Here is a 19,683-nt window from a genome sequence, read left to right as displayed (position 1 = left end):
CAGCGCTCGGGTTCTTCGAATCTCGGGTTCCCCAGCGTCCGGCGACCCATACTCCTGCCATGGGTCAGCCTGACGCGGCGCCGCCCCCTGCGGCCGGTCGTGGTGAGCGTCCCTTGGCCGCCAGGCCCTCGCTGGTGCGCGCGCTCCGCCACCGCAACTACCAGCTCTTCTTCGCCGGCCAGCTCGTCTCGCTGATCGGCACCTGGATGCAGTCGGTCGCTCAGTCGTGGCTCGTCTACCGCCTGACAGGCTCGTCGCTGCTGCTCGGCACCGTCGGGTTCGCCACGCAGATCCCGGTCTTCCTGCTCGCCCCGGTCGGCGGCGCCGTGGCCGACCGGCGGAGCCGCCACCGCATCCTGCTCGCCACGCAGTCCGCCGCGATGGCGCTCGCCTTCGGCCTCGGCGCGCTCACCATGAGCGGGCGCGTCCAGGTCCCGCACATCCTCGCGTTCAGCGTGCTCCTCGGCGTCGTGAACGCGTTCGACATCCCGACGCGGCAGGCGTTCGTGGTCGAGATGGTGGGCAGGGAGGACCTCGCCAACGCCATCGCCCTGAACTCCTCGATGTTCAACGGCGCGCGGATCATCGGCCCGGCGGTGGCGGGCATCCTGGTCGGCGCGATCGGCGAGGCGTGGTGCTTCCTCGCGAACGGGGTGAGCTTCCTTGCCGTCCTCGGGAGCCTCCTGGCGATGCGCGTGGTGCCCCGCCCGGCGGCAGGGCGGCGCGGCTCCGCGCTCGCCGAGACGGCCCTGGGCTTCCGGTTCGTGGCGCGCAACAGGGCGATCCGCGCGCTCCTCCTCTTGCTCGGGGTCGTGAGCATCACCGCGACGCCCTATGCGGTGCTGATGCCGATCTTCGCCGATGAGATCCTTCGCGGGGGGGCGCGGGGGCTCGGCATCCTGATGGGCGCGTCGGGCGTCGGGGCGCTGCTCGGCGCGCTCGTCCTCGCGGGCCGAAGGCAGCTCGGCGGCCTCGGCCGCTGGGTCGCCTCGGCCTGCGCGGGGTTCGGGGTGGCGCTCGGGCTGTTCGCGCTGTCGCGGTCGTTCTGGATCTCGGCGCTGCTGCTCGTGCCCATCGGCTTCTCGATGATGGTGCAGATGGCGGGATCGAACACGCTCGTGCAGGCGATGGTGCCGGACGCGCTCCGAGGGCGCGTGATGGCGGTCTACGCGATGATGTTCATGGGGATGGCCCCGCTCGGCGCGCTGCTCGCCGGCTGGCTCGCGGGCAAGATCGGCGCGCCCGCGACCGTCGCCTCGGGCGGCGCGTGCTGCGTCGTGGCGGCGGCGGTGTTCGCGGCGAGGCTCCCCGTGTTGCGGCAGCAGGCGCGGCAGCTGATCCTCGCCCAGCAGATGGCCGCCGGGACGCCACCGGAGCAGCTCACCCAGCCCGTCGCGGTAAAGACGGCCTCGGAGGAGCCAGGCGCGGCGCGGCCGGCGTGAGCGGTGAGCGGCCTGGGCCGGAGCGCTCCGGCACCTCGCATGCACGCAGCGGGTCGAGGCGTGCCTGTGTGCGGTGGACGCACTTCGCGCGTCGGGCGAGGGAGGGATCATGGGGCGAAAGGACAAGCAGCGGTCCGAGGCGCAGCCGCAGGCGAACGGGCGTATCGACGAGGTCGATCAATCGAAGGGGATCTTCCGGCTCGACGGGCCACACCCGAAGGACGCCGAGCTCCGCGCGCCGGGCTCGCTCGGCGGCGGGCCCTACGAGGAGTCGGGCCGCGGCGGTCCTGCAGGCTCGCTCGAGCCACGGGAGTCCGGCGCCGCGGCCACGGTCGCGGGCGCGGCGGCCCCGCCCGAGGAGGCGCCGCCGGAGAGCGGCACGATCGCGACCGACGAGACGCGGCCGGTGGGCGCGCTGCCCCAGCACGAGGAGCCGAAGGCGCCGGCCGCGCCAAACGCAGCGGAGCGAAAGGCTGCCGGGCAGAGGTAGCGGGGCGCGGCGCCACGGCGGCGCTCGCGCCGGCGGCGTGGTCGCGCGCGGACGCGCCGTGCCCGAAAAGCTGACACCGTGGCGGCGCCCCGACCGAAGGCGATCGCGTCGGCGCCTCGCGCGATCACCGCGGGGCCGCGGCGCTCGCGACCCCGAGGGCGACGTACTTGCCGACGGTGCCGAGCACGCCCATCTTGTCGCGGAAGCCCTTCATGAGCCGGTCGGGCATCACCAGATCGTCGAGCAGGAAGCCGCCGATCGCCGACAGGGTGCCCGTGAGCGCGCTGCTGCGCCGCCCCGCTGCGTCGAGCGCCTTCTCGTAGCCGATGCCCCACACGAGCATGCCCCCGGCGAGCGCCGCGATCCCGGCCGGCGTCGTGACCGGGTCGAACCGGTCCTTCACGCGGCGACCCCCGAGGCCGACCGCCGCCCCCATGGCGTTCATGGCGGCCCAGGGCGAGCCGCGCTTGAGGGTGGACGCTGCCATCATCGTGCACATCGTCGCTGCCGTCAGCACGGCGCCGGTCCGCAGCCCGCGCGTGACGATCTCGCTCATCCGGATCGCCTGCTGAGGGCGCTGCGCCGCTGCGCGAGGCGTCGCCTCGGGCGGCGGGGCGGTCGCCTCGGGCGGCGAGGTGATCACCTCGGCGGCCACCGACGCCGCTCCGGGCGGCAGGGCCGTCGCATGGACAGGTGAATTCACCCGCTCGGAAGGCGGGACCAGCGCCTCGGGCTGATCCGACTCCGTGCCCTCACGGCGGCCGACATGGAGGTAATCCTCGCGGCCGTCATGGTACGTGTAGGGGACCGGCTTGGGACCCTGGTGCTCCGGCTCCGCCGTTCCTGCGGCGCGTTCCGGGTTCATTCGATTGTCCATCTGACACCTTTCAGCGATTTCTGCGGATACGTAGGATCCTGCCGTGTGCCAACTCCGTGCCAGCTCCGATCTGGCGAGTCCCAGGAGCCGGGACGTCGCCAGAGGGTGGCGGCGAAGGCACCGTGGTCCGACGGCGGCGGTCGCTCCGCCGGCCTGAGCGATCCGTCCTCCGACGCCCGACGGCTGTGGTTTGCCGCTCGCATGGGCGCCCTCAGGAGGACTTCATGAGCACAGCTCGCCCGCTCGAGATCTCCGCCGCCACGAGGACATCACGCGCCGTGAAGACGGCGGGTGTGATCTTCGGTATGGGCGCCGGCGGCCTGATCGACGGCATCCTGTTTCATCAGCTTCTGCAGTGGCATCACCTGATCTGCTTCAGCTGCCATCCGGGCGCGACCATCGACGATGTGAGGCGGAACATCTTCGCAGACGGTCTATTCGGCCTCGTCGCATTGAGCCTCACCGTGGCAGGTGTCACCAGGCTCTGGAGCGCCCTGCGCGCGGGCGGAGCCCAGCTCCCCGGACGGATCTTCCCGGGCGCCGCTGCCATGGGCTGGGGGGTGTTCAACCTGGTCGAGGGGGTGATCGATCATCACATCCTCCAGATTCACCACGTCCGTCCAGGCCCGGGTCAGCTCGGCTGGGATCTGGCCTTCCTCGCGTCCGGCGCCCTGCTGGTGCTTGGCGGTCGGCACCTGATGCGCGAGGCGCGCCCCTCGGCGGCCGTTCCGGCTCCGACCTGACCCTCCCCGGCCCTCTGCGCCCCGGACGCGGGTCGCTCGCGGAGGGGTGTGCGTCGCTGCACGCCGCGCGGGAGATGGCTGGCGGCGCCGCGGCGCTCCCGACCGGGGCGCGCTGCGGCGTCACGGCTCAGCCCGCGGCCGGGCTGCCCTCGCCCCCGCGCCAGGCCATCTGGACGAGGCGGTGCAGCAGCGACAGCGTAGGCGCCTGAATGGCTGCCGCGCGCGACGGAAACGCGCTCGTCAGCTGGGCCGCGGCGAACGGCGTCCTCCTGGCGATGAGCAGCTCGCAGCGGCCGTTGAACACGTCGGGATCCCGGGGCGAAGCCGGGGTGTCCAGCGAGAGCGCCTCCGGGAGGTCCGCGAGCGCCCGCTGCAGATCATCGAGCTCCTCGGGCGCGAGGCGCCTCTCGTGCAGCGCTCCTGCGCCGTCGCCGCCCGGGTGCAGCAGCGCGTGCCCGCTGGTCTGTGAGCGGAACGGGCCGTCCGAGGAGGGCGACAGCGAGAGCTCGACCTTGATCCAGCGGCGCCCTCCGCCGGCCGGCGCGATGCCTTCGAGGACGAGCAGCCAGTCGGGCGCCGCGGGCCGGCGCGCCAGCGCGCGCCGCGCCCAGCGACGCTGCGCTGCCGGCCCGACCCACGGCGAGAGCCCCGCGTGCCACGCGCGGAACGCGAGCTCCTCGCGGTACGCCGCGCCCGGGAGCCACCCCCTCGCCACCCCGATCGACTCCCAGACCGCGAGCCCCGCCGCGAGCGCCGGACCGACGCTGATGCACTGGACCAGCCCCGGGATGCAAGCGCCGGCCGCCGCGAGCACGGCGCCTCCGGCCGCCGCCGAAGCGGCCAGCTGGACCGCCCCGAGCCCGAGCTCCCACGGCTTGCAGCCCCGGCACCGCTGCCTCAGCTCGGCGGTGCTCAGCTCGCTCGGATCGTGCACGTCGCAGGCCGCTCTGGTCATATCCCTCGTCGCCGTCCGGCGCTCGGACCGGAGGCGAGCTCTGCCAGCATACCGCGATCCGGCGGCGCGCGCCTTCAATCCGCGTCGCCGCCCGGCTCGCGTTCAATCCGCGTCGCCGCCCGGCGCGCGTTCAATCCGCGTCGCCGCCCGGCTCGCGTTCAATCCGCGTCGCCGCCCGGCGCGCGTTCAATCCGCGTCGCCGCCCGGCTCGCGTTCAATCCGCGTCGCCGCCCGGCTCCGCGATGGCGCCGACTCTCGCCCTGGTCGCGCGCAGATAGTCGCCGGGAGAGACGAGGATCTGCGTACCGCGCACTCCGGCCGAGATGGAGACGACCTCGAAGAGCTCGATCGTCTCATCGGCATAGACGGGATAGGCCTTCTTCGCGCCGAGCGCCGTGACCCCGCCGCGCACGTAACCGGTGAGCGGCTGGACCTCCTTCAGAGGCACGGTCTCGACCTTCCGGTCGCCCGTGAGCCTCGCCATGGCCTTGAGGTCGAGCTGGGCGTTGCCCGGCACCACCGCGAAGCAGACGCCGTGGCGGTCGCCGCGCGCTACCAGCGTCTTCCACACCTGCTCCGGCGGCAGGCCGATCTTCCTGGCCACGGTGCCCGCGGTCAGGTCGCTCGGGTCGACCTCGTAGGTGCGCAGCTCGTACTGGATGCCGAGGTTGTCGAGGATGCGCGCGGCGTTCGTCTTCATGGGGGGCGCCGGGCGATGCTATACGCGCCGGCTGCGCCGATGACGACCGAGAAAAGGCCCCGCGGGGCCGGCTGAACCGCTTCGTCCGCTTCGTCCACCTCGCGGCCTCGGGGCGGCTCGGGTAGGCGGGGCCGGCGCGTGGCGGCGGTCAGCGCGGGCGGCGGTCGTGGAAGAGGAGCATCTCGATCGTGCCGGCCTCGCGGAGCCAGGGCTGGTCGTGCGGGCCCGGCAGGACGCGGAGGGTGTGGGGGATGGACCGCTTCGCGAGCTGCGCGGCGAGGGCTGTGTTCGCGTCGCGGAACGGGTCGCCCTCGCTGGTGAGCAGGTGGAGGTCGCGCGGGCCGGCCGCGGCGATCGCCCTGGCGAGCCGGTCGGCATAGACAGCGGCGCGGTGGGCGCTGATGGCGGACTGCACGCCGCCCAGGGCGCCGAAGAGCTCGGGCCTGCGGAGGAACACCTCGACGCCGACGTAACCGCCGAGGGAGCAGCCGTCGAGCGAGGTGCGGGCCGCGTCGTCGAACACGGGCGCCTCGGCGCGGGCGCGGGGCACGACCACCTCCGCGAGCCAGCGCGCGTAGCCGTCGAGCGCCGCGGAGGGGTTCGGGGCCTTGTGGACGTTGGGCGTGAAGGGGCACGCGATCGCGAGGCCCCGGAACGGCCGCGCCGCCAGCGCGGCGTTGACCTCGGCGAGCCGCGCGTCGGTCCAGTCCTTCCGGCGCGAGGTGCGGCCGAGCGGCGGGCGGCGCAGCCGCTCGTAGGCCGACCCGAGGCCGTACCGCGTGAGCCACGCGAAGGCGCCGAGGCGCTCGTCGCCGGTCTCGCCGAGGCCGTGGAGGAGCACGAGCAGCGGCGCGCGCTCGCCAGGGGCGAGGTGCTTCGGGACGAGCAGCGTGAACCGCCGCCCGAGGGCGCGTTCGCCGGGGACCTGCAGGTCGCGGACGTCGAAGGCGGGAGGGGGAGCGGCGGGAGGCGACGAGGGCGGCGCGGCGCCGGCCGAGTCGGCGAGGGCGGCGCGCGGGGCGAGCGCCGCGGCGCAGAGGGCCAGGAAGGGGCGCCGGTGGAGGAGCACCCGCCGAGTGTCGCAGCTCCGCGGCCGTCAGCCAGCCCGCGCCGGCGATCCGCGGCCGCCCGAATCAGCCGTCGTGCTTGAACGACGCTCTTATCGTGTTGTTGCCCCCTGCTTCGCATCCTGCCAGTCGGCGACGAGCGCCGCCCATGAGGCGTGACCCGGGCTCGACTTTGTGAAAGGATTCGGTGGGGCGAGAGCCTCGCGTCACGATGGGGTTGGGTCAGGCGTGTGGATGGACGCTCTGAGGAGGCATCATCCCGATGACGATCGGTTCGTGGCGGATCGACGGAGATCACGAGGGCATCCGGCTCTTGCTGCGAAGTGGGGCCGTTCGACTGGATGTCCCCCGGGGTAGCGAAGCGCTCAGCGGCGAAGCGGCTGCGCGGCAAGTCGACGCATGGTTCCCGGACGGCCTCTATGGAGAGGAAGGGGCTTCGACTCTGGCCGAGATCGGCGCGGCCTTTCACGAGGTCGTACGCTGGGGGTACGACGAGCAGACGCGCGGCCGCCTGAAGGGCGTGATCCGCCGGGCGTTGCGCGACGGTCGTCTCGTGGCGGTGCGTCTCAACGTGCCCGCGCCACCGGGGAGCATCGGCGACGAGGAGGAGGAGGCGGTACAGGTCAGGGCCGAAGTCAGGAAGGAGGAGGACGAGACGCTCACCAACCCGCGCTGGAGCGTGCCGCGGATCGAGGTCGGTGTGGATCTCTTCGCTATCGTCACCTACCGGGACATCAAGGCTCCTGTGGACGCGACCATCGTGATCTCCGAGGTGGACAACGGCACGGGGAGGCAAGAGGTCGCCAAGATTCGCACGACGGTGCCCACCGGGAGCGGCGACCACAAGGTAAAGTGGAAGCGCAAGCCCGAAGAGGCGCTGGCAGATCTGAAGGAAGACGAAGCGTCGGGCGACACAGGACCTCTCGAGTATCGTTTCAAGGTCGAGGCCAGCTCCCCGAGGTGCACCGCTGAGTCTGGACCGCTCTGGCTGACCAACACCGTGACGGTCAATCTGGTCAAGGAAGCGGACGGAAAGAAGCACGAGAGGCCCCGGGTGGTCGTGCTCAAGGACGCGCTCGGCGACGAGCTTCGCGTGAAATCGCGCAACGGTGCCGCGAAGTTCGAGAAGGTGCTCGTCGGGCCCATCCAGGTCAGGCTCGCGGAGCCGCGCTTCACCGATCTCTCCTGGAGCATGCCCCAGGTGGCCGTGGGCAAGCCCGTGGACGCCGTCTTCACGTACGAGGACGCGATCGCTGGGATGAAGGTGGATGTGGTGATCGACGAGGTCAACCGCGACGGCTCGTCGGCAGAGATCACGCGCTTGAACGTGGAGCTCGCGGCGGCGAGCGGCGAGGCGAAGGTCTCATTCACTCGAACCGAAGACGAAGCTCAGGGGGATATCGACGCGGACGAGCGCGAGGGAGACACGGGCCCGCTCGAGTACCGCTACCGAGTCAAACCGGAAGGCGGCCGAGAGAGCGACCCGTCCGAGCCGCTCTGGCTGACCCACACCGTGTCCCTACGGCTCGAGAACACGAAGGACGGCACGTCTTTCCCCGACGGCCAGGAGCTTGCGCTCATCGCGGCTGACGGCACCGAGCACCGCGCCGCGCTCGCGGGTGGCCAGGCCAAGTTCGAGGACGTCGTCTGCGGTCCGATGACCATCAAGCTCGCGCCGCGAAGCGAGGGAGCCCGTACGCCATGACGATGAAGTTTTCCGTGTCGGAGCTGGAGAAAGGCGTCACGCTGCGGCCGACGACCGTCTCGAAGGAGCTGGACCTCAAGCTGGCCGTCTGTCCAGCGTGTCAGAATAAGTGTACGACCTACCAGCTGAGCAAGCCGTTCTTGATCGCTGTCGCCAAAGACACGTACATCCAGAAGAGGGTCTCCCTGGCGGTCAACGACGACGCGCTGAAGGGGATGAGCATCGATCTGGGGCAGGACATCACGCACTCGTCGGGCAGAGCCGCGCCGCGCAAACAATCGGTCGGCGACGACGAGGCGACGCTGAGAGCGAAGATGCTCGTCCTGCTGAAGGTCTTCGCCAGCGGAGACGCGGATGGAATGGCAAAGCGGCTGTTCGACGCATTTTTGACGAAGAACAGCAAACCAGAGGTGTTCACGGACGCCGCGCTCGACAGGGCGGCCGGAGCGCATGAGAACATCACCGTATTCTCCGCGAGGGTGTTGGCAGCCCCGGGGACGGCGGGCACCGACCCGAAAAAGACCAGGATTCACCAGGCGTTGAAGAAGGCCGGCTGGGATATTGGCAAAGTAAAGCAGATCACCGATCTCGGTGTCCCGGCCTTCAACAACGGAGATAAATTTTTCAGAACAGGTGACTTCAACAACGGTCTTGGTGTGATGATCAACGGCGTGCAGTATGTGTTCGTGTACGCCGAGAAATACGATTACAGCTCCTGCGAGAAGCGGTATGAGATCGGGCTGAAGTTCGTCCTCTACGACGTGTTCGGTCTGGATGACGATGATCTGGACGAGTACGGGGCCAAGAACACCTGGGGGACGGACGCCCAGCAAGGGATCACCGCCTGGTGGCAGCTGCAGCACCAGTTCGATTATGCCCCTGTGCTGACGAGGGCCGTCGTGCGAAAGACGTTCAGTGTCTCGACGGACGGTGAGTAGGCGATGGCGGCGTTCAACAACTACACCAACCCGGTCGTCCCGCAGGCCAATCTTGCGCTCCAGGTGCCTGGGACGAAGAGGAAGGTCACCTATGTCGTCAACACGGCTGCCACAAAAGAGAGCCTGAAGCTGCCGTACGCCGTTGCCATAGATGACGTCGTCCTGGACGAGTTCAAGAGCAAGCCCAAATCGGTCAGCGGCAACGACGGGAAGATCGAGGTCGAGGTCGATGTGGGCGCGAAGGTGAGCCTGTACCTGAACAGCGATGCCCACCCATCGTATCGCAAGAATCCGGTCTATTCGGTGAACGTGAGCGAGCACGACGTTCATGTCAAGATCAAGGAAAAGAAGGGCAAGCACCCTGATGCCGACACGCCGAGCCTCTCTTCCAGTGACGCGGCGAAGGAGTTGGATACGTACACCGCCCCGCTCACCGGCGATATCTGGATGAAGGTAACCCACAAATACTCTGTTGGCGAGGTCGCGGACCTCCTGCCCGCCGGCACGGGCCCCGCGGTGAAGGCCGCGATCATGCGCATCTACGAGGTGCTGACGAGCAAGGAGCTGACGATCTCCGTCGAGGCAACGGCTGACAAGCCAGCGGCGAGCCTCGTGGTGACCTTCAGCGATTCTAACAACCCCATCAACAACATCGTCACGTATGGTCTCCTCTCGGACGGATTGCCGCGCGTCCACCCCGGCGGCTACGCCGCTGTCTTCAACGCCGCCCTCGCCGCCGGCGCCCCCAGCCTCACGCTGAGCTCGGCATGGCGCCCCTGCCTTGGATCCATCGCTCATCGCGCAGGACTCGGCCTGGACGTGAGCAATCTCGGCGATATTTCGCTGAACCGCGAGGAGCTGCGCAATGCTTCCGCCGAGAATACTGCCAATGTCAGCGAGGAGGAGAAAAAGCTATATAAGGAGTTCGAGGCGGCGAAGGGTGAGCAGGCCACGGCGACAAAGGCTGCGAGCGCGAAGAAGAAGACCTTCGGCAGCGCGAAGCTGGACGCGGAGAAGGCGAGCAAGGCTGCTGACAAGGCGCGCAAGGACTACGAGAAGGTCAAGGATCACGCGGTAAAGGGGCCCGTGGCGAAGGGGGCCTCGGACAAGGCGAAGAAGGCCAGCGACGAGGCCAGCAAGGCGCGCGACGACGCGAAGAAGGCGTGGCAGGAGGCAGAGGAGAGCGCCAAGAAGGCCACCGAGAAGTGCGAGAAGGCCAACAAGGCGTGGAGCGACGAGCGCGACAAGAATCAACCCGAGCTCGTCCGAAAATTCCGAGAGGCCCTTGCAGCGAGTCCCGCCGTCATCGAGCTATTCGACCCCTGGTTCATGGATAACAACACAAGTGATAACGTAGCGGCCAAGGCGAACCTGCAGGAAGGAAATGAGACGTCGAATGAGAGAATCCACGACGATCACCTGCACATCACCGTCAGAGAGCCGAAGATCCGTTAACCTCCCTGGGGCGAGCTTGATCGCGAGCACGCAGGGACCTTTTCGCGCGGACGCGGAGGAGGCGTGGCGTCGGATGGGGTGAGCTGCTCGGAGGAGCCCACGGCCGATCCCGTGATGAGCGTGGCAAGCCGATGGGAGATCAAACCTCCGATCGTGAGTCAGGACGCCTTCGTTGGCATGTGCAAGGCGTCGAGCACGTCGGATGAGCCTGCTTGTCCCCATGGATGGGAGCAGGTGCACGCAGAGAACTCGCGGACAGGCGCAGACGGCCTCGGCCCCCGCGATTCCCGGCGCTCAGCCCGGGTGGATCGGCGTCCAGGCGGGAGGGTCGCTCGCCGGGAACGACTCGTCCGACGCCTCATCCACCGGTTCTAACGGCTCCGACGCGTCGCGCGACGAGGGCGCGCCGCTGGGATCGGGCGGTGTCTCAGGGAGCCGCTCCTTGCGCGCCTTCTCCCGGCTCGTCGCCGATCCTTCCCCTGCGCCTTCAGGCGTTCCGGGTTGTCGCTCCGCCGCCGCGATCTCGTGCGTTTCCATGTCTCCTCCTCCAGCGCTCCCGGGCTCTAACGACAGGTGGAGCCAAGGACGCGTGCCGCAAGGGGATCCCGATCTTGAGCGAGCACGAAACCGTGAGATCGCTGCGCGTCGACGCGGCGCCCGAGCCTCGGAGAGCCAGCGTGCTCCGGCCAGACCCGGTGGGCTCGTCCGTCGTCCGTCGTTCGCCGCTCAGCTTGCGTCAGCTTGCGCCGCTCAGCTGTGCTCGAGCGGAAGCCCCGCCTTGACCCAGCCGCTCGTGCCGCCATCCAGGTTGTAGAGCTGGTTGAACCCGAGGCGCTCCGCGAGCTTCGCGGCCGTCAGGCTGCGGGCGCCCTTCGCGCAGACGAACACCACCCGATCGCGCGGCAGCGCACGCTGGGGATCCGCCCTCAGCTGGTCGAGAGGCACCAGCCGCGCGTGCGGCACGTGCCCGACCGACCACTCCCGTGGCTCGCGCACATCCACAACGTCCACCTCTCCGCTCTTGATCAGCTCGTCCGCGTCCCTAGGCGATATCGTCTGGATCATGCGTCCATTATAACGGACGCATACGACAGTGGCAACCCAGGGGACACAAGTTCGCCGTCGAGACGAAATCCTGCGAAATCCCGCGTGTTCAGCCTATTTTGACCGTCCAGCCAGGGGGTTGAGCAACGAGGGCGGTCGGCAGGGAGCCCGGCGGTGTCCGCCTCAGCGGACAGCCGCCGGCAGGGAGCCCGGCGATGTCCGTCTCAGCGGACAGCCGCCGGGCGGCCGGATCAGCGTGACCTGCCGATCTGGATCCGACGCAACGCGTCGACCAGCGCGTCGATGTCCTCGCAGGTGTTGTAGGGCGCGAGCGACGCGCGCACGGTGCTCTCCAGGCCGAAGCGGCGCAGGATGGGCTGCGCGCAGTGGTGGCCGGAGCGCACCGCGATGCCCTCCCGGTCGAGCGCCCCGCCCACGTCCTCGGTGCGCTGCCCATCGAGCACGAACGAGAGCACGCCCGCCTTGTCGGCCGCGGTGCCGATGAGCCGCAGCCCGGGGACGGTCGCGAGGGCGTGGGTGGCGTAGTGGAGCAGCTCGTGCTCGTAGCGGCTGATGTTCTCGATCCCGATCCGCGTCACGTAGTCGAGCGCGGCGCCGAGGCCGACCGCGTCCGCGATGTTGCCGGTGCCGGCCTCGAAGCGCGCGGGCGGCGGTTGATAGACCGTCCGCTCGAAGGTGACGTCCGCGATCATGTTACCGCCGCCCTGCCAGGGCGGCATCGCGTCGAGCACCTCGCCCTTGCCGAAGACGACTCCGATGCCCGTGGGGCCGAACACCTTGTGCCCCGAGAACACGTAGAAGTCGCAATCGAGGAGCTGCACGTCCGCGCGCATGTGGGACACCGCCTGGGCGCCGTCCACGACCACGCGCGCGCCGTGCCTGTGCGCCATCGCCACCATCTCGCGGGCGGGCGTGATGGTGCCGAGCGCGTTCGACACCTGCGTGATCGAGACGAGGCGCGTCCGCGGGCCGAGCAGCTTCTCGTACTCCTCGAGGATCACCTGCCCCCGGTCGTCCACCGGAGCGACGCGGAGCCTGGCGCCCTTCTCGGAGCAGAGCTGCTGCCACGGCACGATGTTGGCGTGGTGCTCCAGCCACGAGATGACGATCTCGTCGCCCGGGCCCACGTTCCGCCGGCCCCAGCTCTGGGCGATCAGGTTGATCCCCTCGGTGGTGCCGCGCACGAACACGATCTCGCGCGTGGACGGGGCGTTGAGGAAGCGGCGCGCCGCCTCGCGCGCCGCCTCGTACGCGTCCGTGGAGCGGGCCGCGAGCGCGTGCGCCGCGCGGTGGATGTTGGAGTTCTCGTGCTCGTAGAAGTACGAGAGGCGATCGATGACGGCCCGGGGCTTCTGGGTCGTCGCCGCGTTGTCGAGCCAGACGAGCCGCTTGTTGTGGACCCGCTCCTCGAGGATCGGAAAATCACGGCGGATCGCGTGGGGGTCGATGAGGCCCGCGGAGGTGCTCAGGCTGCGGACCAGCGCCGGATCCACGGCGCGGATCTCGTGCGCTTCGACCTGGGGAGCGCCGACGGGCGACTCGATGCCCAGCGCGGGCGCGCCGGGCACGAAGTAGGGGTCGGCGTCGCGATCCGCGAGATCGCCCAGCATCGGGATGCGGAGCACGTCATCGACCGCGCCCAGGCTCACCGGCTCCGAGCCCGCGAGCGGGACCCGGACGAACCCGGCGTGCACCGCCGAGTCGGGCAGCAACGCTTCGCCCGGCAAGGCGGGCGTCGCACCGGAATAAGCGGGGACCGACCCGGGAGCCGACGGCGCCGAGGCGGGGGCCGACGGCGCCGAGACGGGGGCCGACGGCGCCGAGGCGGGGGCCGACGGCGCCGAGCCGGAATGGGCGGGGACCGACCCGGGATAGACGGGGGCCGCCGCCGCGGACGGCCCCGCAGCAGGCGACGGCGTCCCGCCGACCGCCGGCACGGGCGGGGCGGGCGACAGCGACGGTGCGATGCCAGGCAGCGACAGCTCGCCGGGGAGGGCGGGCGTCGCGCCGGAATACGCGGCGACCGAGCCGGGCGCCGGCAGCGCCGAGCCGGAATAAGCGGGAGACGAGCCGGGAACCGGCGGCGCCGAGCCGGAATAGGCGGGGGCCGACCCGGGATAGACGGGGGCCGTGGCCGCCAACGGCCCCGCAGCAGGTGACGGCGTCCCGCCAACCGCCGGCACGGGCGGGGCGGGCGACAGAGACGGCGCGGCGCCGGGCAGGGGCGCCGCCGCCGCCCCCTGCTTCAACGGCGCGCCGAGCATCTCGTTCGCGAGCTGCGCGATCACCGAAGCCATGGCGGCGGCGTCGAAGCCGAGGGCGTCGGGCGCCGCCGACGCGTGCGCGACGCCCGGCGCGGAGAGAGGCACGACGAAGGACGTGCCCTCAGAGCTCCCCACGGTCCGGGTCACCTGCGCCAGAGCGCCCTGGAGATCCGTCGTGTGGAGCTCACTTGTACTCATAGTAGCTGTCCACCTGGACGCCCTCGAGCACGCCGAGCGCATCCTCGGTCAGAACGGCCGCCGAGCAGTAGAGGGACGCGAGGTACGAGGCAGCCCCGAGCTGGTTGATGCCCATGAAGCGAATCGACAGGCTCGGGCTCACCTCGCCGGGGATCCCCGGCTGGAACAGGCCCACGACGCCGCGCTTCTTCTCGCCGGTGCGGACCAGCAGGATATCGGTCTTGTTGCCCGCGAGGTGCAGCTTGTTTGTGGGGATGAGCGGGAGGCCGCGCCACGTGAGGAACGGCGAGCCAAACAGGGTCACCGTCGGCGGCGGAACGCCGCGCTTCGTGCATTCGCGACCGAACGCCGCGATGGCCCTCGGGTGGGCCAGGAAGAAGGCCGGCTCCTTCCACACGCGCGCGATCAGCTCGTCGAGATCGTCCGGCGTGGGGCCGGCGCCGCGCGGCTTGACCCGCATGCTTTCATGCACGGTGTTGAGCAGGCCGTAGGTGCCGTTGTTGATGAGCTCGTCCTCTTGCTTCTCCTTGAGCTTCTCGACGAGGACGGTGAGCTGCTCCTTCACCTGATCCATGGGGCTGCGGAACAGGTCGGAGATCCGGGTGTGTACCTGGATCGTCGTGGTCACCGTGTTCAGCACGTACTCCCGCGGCTGCTCCTCATAGTGGATGCTCGCCATGGGCAGCTCGGCAGCGTCATCCGGGCTGCAATCGACCGCAAAGTCGTTCTCGACGACCCGGTTGAGCCGGTACACGCCCGCCTCGACCGGCGTCCAGGGGAGCAGCTGGACGAGCCAGCGCGGGGTAGCGCCGACCCACTGCGGCGGCGTCTTGCTGGTGTTGGCGTGTTGCCTTGCGGCGCGCTCGCCAAGCAAATGGCTTTCATGGTTCGTCATGGCAGGGCTCTTCCTCGAGCTTTGGGGCGTGGGGGGATTGTCTCCGCCAAAGCTGCTTCATTACTACAACTGCTCCTCGGGATACAGCAACATCGCTCGTGACGCCCTGGACGCTTTTCCTCCTGTAAAGCAGATGTATTTTCCACCATGCTGGACTCCTATAAAACGGAATTTCCTTCGTGATGATGGAGCGCCGCCGCACGCCCCGTGGTTGATGGTGACACCGACGGACGTCCGCTGAGGGCGAGGCCCGAGGTCGTTGCGGCATCGTTGCGGTGTCGTTGCGGCGTTGTTGCGGCGTCGTCGGACATGAAAGGGAGGAGTCAGGTGATTGAGCGCCCGGCCCCGAGCCACCGACGCGCCTCCGACCCCTGAGCGGGTGAGCGGTGAGCGGCCTCGGTGGGGTACAAAGTTGCTTGGCGGATTTCGTCCGTTATGTTAGACGAACATCCGTTGGTAATCCAGCGCGGCGTGCGCTGCCCGCTCGAGGTCCTCCGACCTCGAGGATGCGGAGGCATGCCGTCGCACCCAGAGGCCCCATGTCGAACGTCACACGCGGCTGGTTCGAAGACAACGCAGAATCCATCGGCCGCACGCCGCTCGTGCGCCTCCGTCGCGTCGTCGACGGCGCGAGCGCGCTCGTGCTCGCGAAGATAGAGGGACGCAACCCGGCGTATTCGGTGAAGTGCCGCCTCGGCGCGGCGCTCGTGTGGGACGCCGAGAAGCGGGGGCTCCTCGGTCCGGGGAAGGAGATCGTCGAGCCGACGAGCGGCAACACGGGGATCGCGCTGGCCTTCGTCGCGGCGGCGCGCGGCTATCCGCTCACGCTGACCATGCCCGAGACGATGAGCGTCGAGCGCCGCAAGCTCCTCGTGGCCTACGGCGCGAAGCTTGTGCTCACCGAGGGGCCGAGGGGCATGAGCGGCGCCATCGCGAAGGCGGAGGAGATCGCCGCGTCGGACCCGAGCCGGTACGTGCTCCTGCAGCAGTTCAAGAACCCGGCGAACGCCGCGATCCACGAGCGGACGACGGGCCCCGAGATCTGGGACGACACGGCCGGGAAGGTCGATATCCTTGTGTCCGGGGTCGGGACCGGCGGCACGATCACCGGCGTGTCGCGCTTCATCAAGCACCAGAAGGGCAAGGCGATCACCTCCGTCGCGGTGGAGCCCACGCACAGCCCGGTGCTCACCCAGACCCGCGCCGGCGAGCCGCTCAGGCCGGGGCCGCACAAAATCCAAGGGATCGGCGCGGGCTTCGTGCCCGACGTGCTCGATCTGTCGATCGTCGATCAGGTCGAGCAGGTGACAAACGAGGAGGCGATCGCCTATGCGCGGCGGCTGACGCGCGAGGAGGGCATCCTCTCGGGGATCTCGTCCGGCGCGGCGGCGGCGGCCGCGGCGCGGATCGCGAAGCGCAAGGAGAACGAGGGCAAGACGATCGTGGTCGTCCTCCCCGACTCGGGCGAGCGTTACCTGAGCACGGCGCTCTTCGAGGGGCTCTTCGACGAGAAGGGGCTCGCGACATGAGCGAGGCCGATCACGGGATTTACCGCGCGCCCTCCGTGTCCGGCGCGTCCTGGGCGCTCGGCTCGGTGGTGGCGGAGCTGCGCGCGGCCGGCCGGGGAATCGACGGCGCGCGCCACAAGCCCGGGCGGCAGGCGCTGCCGTCGCGCGAGGTGCTCGTCGGCATCGCGCGCGATCTGCGCGCGGTGTTCTTCCCGGCGCACTTCGGGCCCGCGGATCTCACCGAGGAGGGGACAGACTACTTCGTCGGGCACACGCTCGACGCGGCGCTGCTCGCGCTCCACGAGCAGGTCCGGAGGGGCCTTGGCTTCCCGAGGGATCTCGACGGCCGCGAGGCCGCCCGCCGCGAGGGCCGCGCGGCCGAGATCGTGCGCGCGTTCGCCGCGGGCCTCCCCGTGGTGCAGGCGCTGCTCGAGACCGACGTGCGCGCGGCGTTCGAGGGCGACCCGGCGGCGACGAGCATCGATGAAGCGGTGTTCTGCTATCCGGGCATCACGGCGATCATGCACCACCGGATCGCGCACCTGCTCTACACGCTCGGCGTGCCGCTCATCCCGCGCATCCTCTCCGAGATCGCGCACGCCGACACCGGCATCGACATCCACCCCGGCGCCGAGATCGGGGCGAGCTTCTTCATCGATCACGGGACGGGCGTCGTCATCGGGGAGACGTGCCGTATCGGCGAGCGCGTGCGCCTGTACCAGGGCGTGACGCTCGGCGCGAAGAGCTTTCCGCGCGACGCGAGCGGGAACCCCATCAAGGGGATCGACCGCCACCCCATCGTCGAGGACAGCGTGGTGGTCTATGCCGGCGCGACGATCCTCGGGCGAATCACCATCGGCCGCGGATCGAGCATCGGCGGCAACGTGTGGCTCACGCGCAGCGTCCCGCCGAACAGCCGGATCAGCCAGGCCCAGGTGCGGAGCGACGTCTTCGAGGACGGCGGCGGCATCTGACGGGGCCGAGCCCCCGTCGCGAGCGCGCCACGGGCCGTCACCCGCGCGCGCCACGGGCCGTCACCCGCGCGCGCCACGCGCCGCCACACCGCGCTCGGCGCGGGTGAGATCCGCCTCGTCCCCGGCGTCGACGCGGTGTATGGCCCCCGGACGTCCGCCGGTGAGCGCCGGGCGGACGCCGAGGTCGCCCCGCGATGATCCCCCGCCGCCGCCTGCACCGCGCCGTCTTCGCGCTGGCTGCCCTCTACAACGCTTGCTGGGGGCTCTACGCCGCCATCGACCCGCAATGGCTCTTTCGCTTCGCGGGCATGGAACCCCTCAATCACCCGCCGATCTTCGCCTGCCTGGGGATGGTCGTCGGGGTGTACGCCATCCTCTACGCGGAGGTCGCGCGGGCGCCCGAGCGCGGCTTCCTCCTCGCGGGCGTCGGTCTGCTCGGCAAGGTGCTGGGGCCGATCGGCCTCGCGGCGCTGGTCGCGACCGGGCAGTGGCCGCCTCGATCCGCCGTCCTCTGCTTGACGAACGATCTCGTCTGGTGGATCCCCTTCGGCCTGTACCTCCACGACGCCTGGCCGTTCTTCGTGCGGCAGTGGAGGGCCGCGCCGGGAGCCGCGTAGTCCCTCCGAGGGGCTGACCGGCGGGACGGGCCGTGGACGATCTCGACGAGCGTGTGTCGTCCACGGCGCAGGACGGGCTACGCTGCCGCCGTTCGCCGGATCGAGGGCCGGCGGGAGGGAGTCCTCATGAGCTCGAGCAAGGCAGCGATCGTCGTCGGTGTCGGCCCCGGACTCGGAGCCGCCGTGTCGAGGCGCTTCGCGCGCGAGGGGTTCTCCGTGGGCCTCATGGCCCGGACGGCCGCGGCCTGCGAGGCCGTGCAGCGGGAGATCGAGGGAGCCGGAGGGCGCGCCCTGAGCGTCCCGGGGGACGCCACCGACGCGGCCTCTGTCTCGGCGGCCTTCGCGCGCGTGGAGGAGTCGCTCGGGCCGGTGGAGGTGCTGATCTACAACGCCAGCGTCTTCCGCGTGGCCGGCGCCCTGGAGCTCACGCCGCGAGAGCTCGAGGATGACTGGAAGGTCAACTGCCTCGGCGGCTTCCTGAGCGCGCAGGCCGCGCTGCCCGGCATGCTCGAGCGCGGGCGGGGGACGATCCTCTTCACGGGCGCCACCGCCTCGCTCCGGGGCGGAGCCCGCTTCGCGACCCTCGCCGTCGGCAAGGCCGGCCTCCGCGCCCTCGCGCAGTCGCTCGCGCGCGAGCTCGGCCCGCGCGGCATCCACGTGGCGCACGTCGTCATCGACGGGCTGATCGACACCCCGCGGGTGCGCGCCATGGTGCCCGGGAGAAAGGCCGACACCCTGCTCTCGCCGGAGGCGCTGGCAGAGACCTACTTCCAGCTCCACGCGCAGCCGCCGAGCGCCTGGACCCTCGAGCTCGACGTGCGCCCGTCGGTCGAGAAGTTCTGACCTCGCCCCGGGAGGCGTGTTCACCGACAAGCGCGCGATGAGGTAGAGTCTCGGCGAGCTGGCCGTGGCGCCCGTCGGCGAGCGTGCATCCGCGAACGCGGGCGCGGCGGGGTAAGGCCGCCGCCCGCTCGCAAGGAACGAAGGATGACAGAGAGAGACAGGCGATCGACTCCCGCGGCGGCGGAGCCGTGGGGACACGGGCGCGGCTACGGCCCGATCACGCCGCGGCACCCGCTCGGCGGCGAGATGACGGACGTGGTGCGCGGCATCTTCGCGCGCTTCAGGCTTCCGTGGCTGCTCCAGCGGTACTCCAAGGTGCCGGTGCTCGCGGTCTTCAGCTGCGTGAACGGGTTCATCAGCATCGGTCTGATGGCGACCCTCGCCTTGGTGACGAAGTCGCCCTTCGTCTTTCCGTCGCTCGGGCCAACAGCCTTCCTGTTCTTTTACACTCCCACGGCGGCGTCGGCCGCGCCGCGCACCACGATCCTCGGGCACAGCATCGGCATCGCGGTCGCGTATATGAGCCTCCTCGTCACCGGGCTCACGCACGCAGGTCCGGCGACCGCGACCGGCGTCACCCTCCCGCGCGCCATCGCCGCGGCGCTCTCGCTGGGGCTCACGGCTGGCCTCATGGTGCTCGCCCGCGCGCCGCACCCTCCCGCGGGCGCGACGACGCTCATCGTCTCGCTGGGCATCCTGTCCCGGCCACCGATGCTCCTCGTGCTCCTCGGCGGGGTCGTCCTGCTCACGCTGCAGGCCATCCTCATCAATCGCCTCGCCGGCGTCGACTACCCGCTGTGGGCCCCGCGACGGGCGCCCGCGGAGCAGGATCCGCAGGCCGCGCCCCTGACGCGCCCTTCACAACACCCCGCGCCGTGAACCTGCGGGCGGGACGCGTCGAGCACAGGTGACGAGCCAGGAGCCGCGCACAGCAGCGGTCCCTCGAG

Annotated in this window: 19 protein-coding genes; 11 read left to right on the top strand and 8 right to left on the bottom strand. The window is 70.4% G+C overall.

Annotated elements, in window-relative coordinates:
* Positions 1-59: 59 nt before the first annotated feature.
* Together WME90_RS24295 and WME90_RS24290 are read left to right on the top strand one after the other, a co-directional pair.
* Entirely contained in the window at positions 60-1,442 is a 1,383-nt protein-coding gene (locus tag WME90_RS24295; RefSeq protein ID WP_437274357.1) for an MFS transporter, read from the top strand.
* Between the two features lie 109 nt (positions 1,443-1,551).
* A complete protein-coding gene (locus WME90_RS24290; protein ID WP_437274356.1) occupies positions 1,552-1,932 on the top strand; it encodes a hypothetical protein in 381 nt (126 codons plus the stop codon).
* A 124-nt stretch (positions 1,933-2,056) separates the two neighbouring features.
* Here the strand turns inward: WME90_RS24290 and WME90_RS24285 are convergent, their stop codons facing one another.
* Positions 2,057-2,797 (bottom strand): hypothetical protein, encoded by a 741-nt coding sequence (locus WME90_RS24285; RefSeq protein WP_437274355.1) that lies wholly within the window; start codon positions 2,795-2,797, stop codon positions 2,057-2,059.
* A gap of 290 nt (positions 2,798-3,087) precedes the next feature.
* Here WME90_RS24285 and WME90_RS24280 point away from each other — a divergent pair, with 290 nt between their 5' ends.
* Positions 3,088-3,552, top strand: a complete 465-nt coding sequence (locus WME90_RS24280) for a DUF2243 domain-containing protein (protein WP_437274354.1) — start codon at positions 3,088-3,090, stop codon at positions 3,550-3,552.
* Positions 3,553-3,679: 127 nt separating this feature from the next.
* Here the strand turns inward: WME90_RS24280 and WME90_RS24275 are convergent, their stop codons facing one another.
* From WME90_RS24275 to WME90_RS24265, 3 genes are all read right to left on the bottom strand, one after another.
* Positions 3,680-4,507 carry a hypothetical protein gene (locus WME90_RS24275; RefSeq protein WP_437274353.1) on the bottom strand — a complete coding sequence of 276 codons (828 nt, stop codon included), beginning with the start codon at positions 4,505-4,507 and terminating at the stop codon, positions 3,680-3,682.
* A 214-nt stretch (positions 4,508-4,721) separates the two neighbouring features.
* Complete coding sequence (ybaK, locus tag WME90_RS24270; protein WP_437274352.1) at positions 4,722-5,207, bottom strand: Cys-tRNA(Pro) deacylase; 486 nt, start codon at positions 5,205-5,207, stop codon at positions 4,722-4,724.
* 148 nt (positions 5,208-5,355) lie between these two features.
* Positions 5,356-6,276 (bottom strand): alpha/beta hydrolase, encoded by a 921-nt coding sequence (locus WME90_RS24265; RefSeq protein WP_437274351.1) that lies wholly within the window; start codon positions 6,274-6,276, stop codon positions 5,356-5,358.
* A gap of 260 nt (positions 6,277-6,536) precedes the next feature.
* On the opposite strand from WME90_RS24265, the gene WME90_RS24260 reads away from it, so the two are divergent.
* Genes WME90_RS24260 through WME90_RS24250 form a run of 3 tightly spaced genes read left to right on the top strand, consistent with a single transcriptional unit; the run spans position 6,537 to position 10,372 of the window.
* On the top strand, positions 6,537-7,979 hold the full coding sequence (locus WME90_RS24260; protein ID WP_437274350.1) for a hypothetical protein: 1,443 nt from the start codon (positions 6,537-6,539) through the stop codon (positions 7,977-7,979).
* Entirely contained in the window at positions 7,976-8,917 is a 942-nt protein-coding gene (locus WME90_RS24255; RefSeq protein ID WP_437274349.1) for a hypothetical protein, read from the top strand. Before WME90_RS24260 ends, WME90_RS24255 begins: the two co-directional genes overlap by 4 nt.
* Positions 8,918-8,920: 3 nt before the next feature.
* Positions 8,921-10,372 (top strand): hypothetical protein, encoded by a 1,452-nt coding sequence (locus tag WME90_RS24250; RefSeq protein ID WP_437274348.1) that lies wholly within the window; start codon positions 8,921-8,923, stop codon positions 10,370-10,372.
* 294 nt (positions 10,373-10,666) lie between these two features.
* Here WME90_RS24250 and WME90_RS24245 read toward each other — a convergent pair whose 3' ends face one another.
* From WME90_RS24245 to WME90_RS24230, 4 genes are all read right to left on the bottom strand, one after another.
* Positions 10,667-10,909: a hypothetical protein gene (locus tag WME90_RS24245; protein WP_437274347.1), complete on the bottom strand. Its 243-nt coding sequence runs from the start codon at positions 10,907-10,909 to the stop codon at positions 10,667-10,669.
* A 213-nt stretch (positions 10,910-11,122) separates the two neighbouring features.
* Positions 11,123-11,437: a rhodanese-like domain-containing protein gene (locus WME90_RS24240; RefSeq protein ID WP_272093559.1), complete on the bottom strand. Its 315-nt coding sequence runs from the start codon at positions 11,435-11,437 to the stop codon at positions 11,123-11,125.
* 230 nt (positions 11,438-11,667) lie between these two features.
* Complete coding sequence (locus tag WME90_RS24235; RefSeq protein ID WP_437274346.1) at positions 11,668-13,899, bottom strand: family 2A encapsulin nanocompartment cargo protein cysteine desulfurase; 2,232 nt, start codon at positions 13,897-13,899, stop codon at positions 11,668-11,670.
* The gene (locus WME90_RS24230; RefSeq protein WP_437274345.1) at positions 13,886-14,794 is read right to left on the bottom strand and encodes a family 2A encapsulin nanocompartment shell protein; all 909 of its coding nucleotides are present in this window, start codon (positions 14,792-14,794) and stop codon (positions 13,886-13,888) included. The genes WME90_RS24235 and WME90_RS24230 overlap by 14 nt, the downstream gene beginning before the upstream one ends.
* Before the next feature lie 539 nt (positions 14,795-15,333).
* Here WME90_RS24230 and cysK point away from each other — a divergent pair.
* The 5 genes from cysK (at position 15,334) to WME90_RS24205 (ending at position 19,615) form a co-directional block, all read left to right on the top strand.
* Positions 15,334-16,323: a cysteine synthase A gene (gene cysK, locus WME90_RS24225; RefSeq protein ID WP_437274344.1), complete on the top strand. Its 990-nt coding sequence runs from the start codon at positions 15,334-15,336 to the stop codon at positions 16,321-16,323.
* Positions 16,320-17,276 carry a serine O-acetyltransferase EpsC gene (epsC, locus tag WME90_RS24220; RefSeq protein ID WP_437274343.1) on the top strand — a complete coding sequence of 319 codons (957 nt, stop codon included), beginning with the start codon at positions 16,320-16,322 and terminating at the stop codon, positions 17,274-17,276. Before cysK ends, epsC begins: the two co-directional genes overlap by 4 nt.
* Positions 17,277-17,470: 194 nt before the next feature.
* On the top strand, positions 17,471-17,893 hold the full coding sequence (locus WME90_RS24215; RefSeq protein WP_437274342.1) for a hypothetical protein: 423 nt from the start codon (positions 17,471-17,473) through the stop codon (positions 17,891-17,893).
* A gap of 126 nt (positions 17,894-18,019) precedes the next feature.
* Complete coding sequence (locus WME90_RS24210; protein WP_437274341.1) at positions 18,020-18,736, top strand: SDR family NAD(P)-dependent oxidoreductase; 717 nt, start codon at positions 18,020-18,022, stop codon at positions 18,734-18,736.
* A gap of 144 nt (positions 18,737-18,880) precedes the next feature.
* Positions 18,881-19,615 (top strand): HPP family protein, encoded by a 735-nt coding sequence (locus WME90_RS24205; RefSeq protein ID WP_437274340.1) that lies wholly within the window; start codon positions 18,881-18,883, stop codon positions 19,613-19,615.
* Positions 19,616-19,683 lie beyond the last annotated feature (68 nt).

The sequence above is a fragment of the Sorangium sp. So ce375 genome, assembly GCF_051473855.1.
Taxonomy (GTDB): Bacteria; Myxococcota_A; Polyangia; order Polyangiales; family Polyangiaceae; genus Sorangium.
The sequence above is the reverse complement of the archived record's forward strand: the minus strand, read 5'-3'. Positions and strand labels throughout refer to the sequence as shown.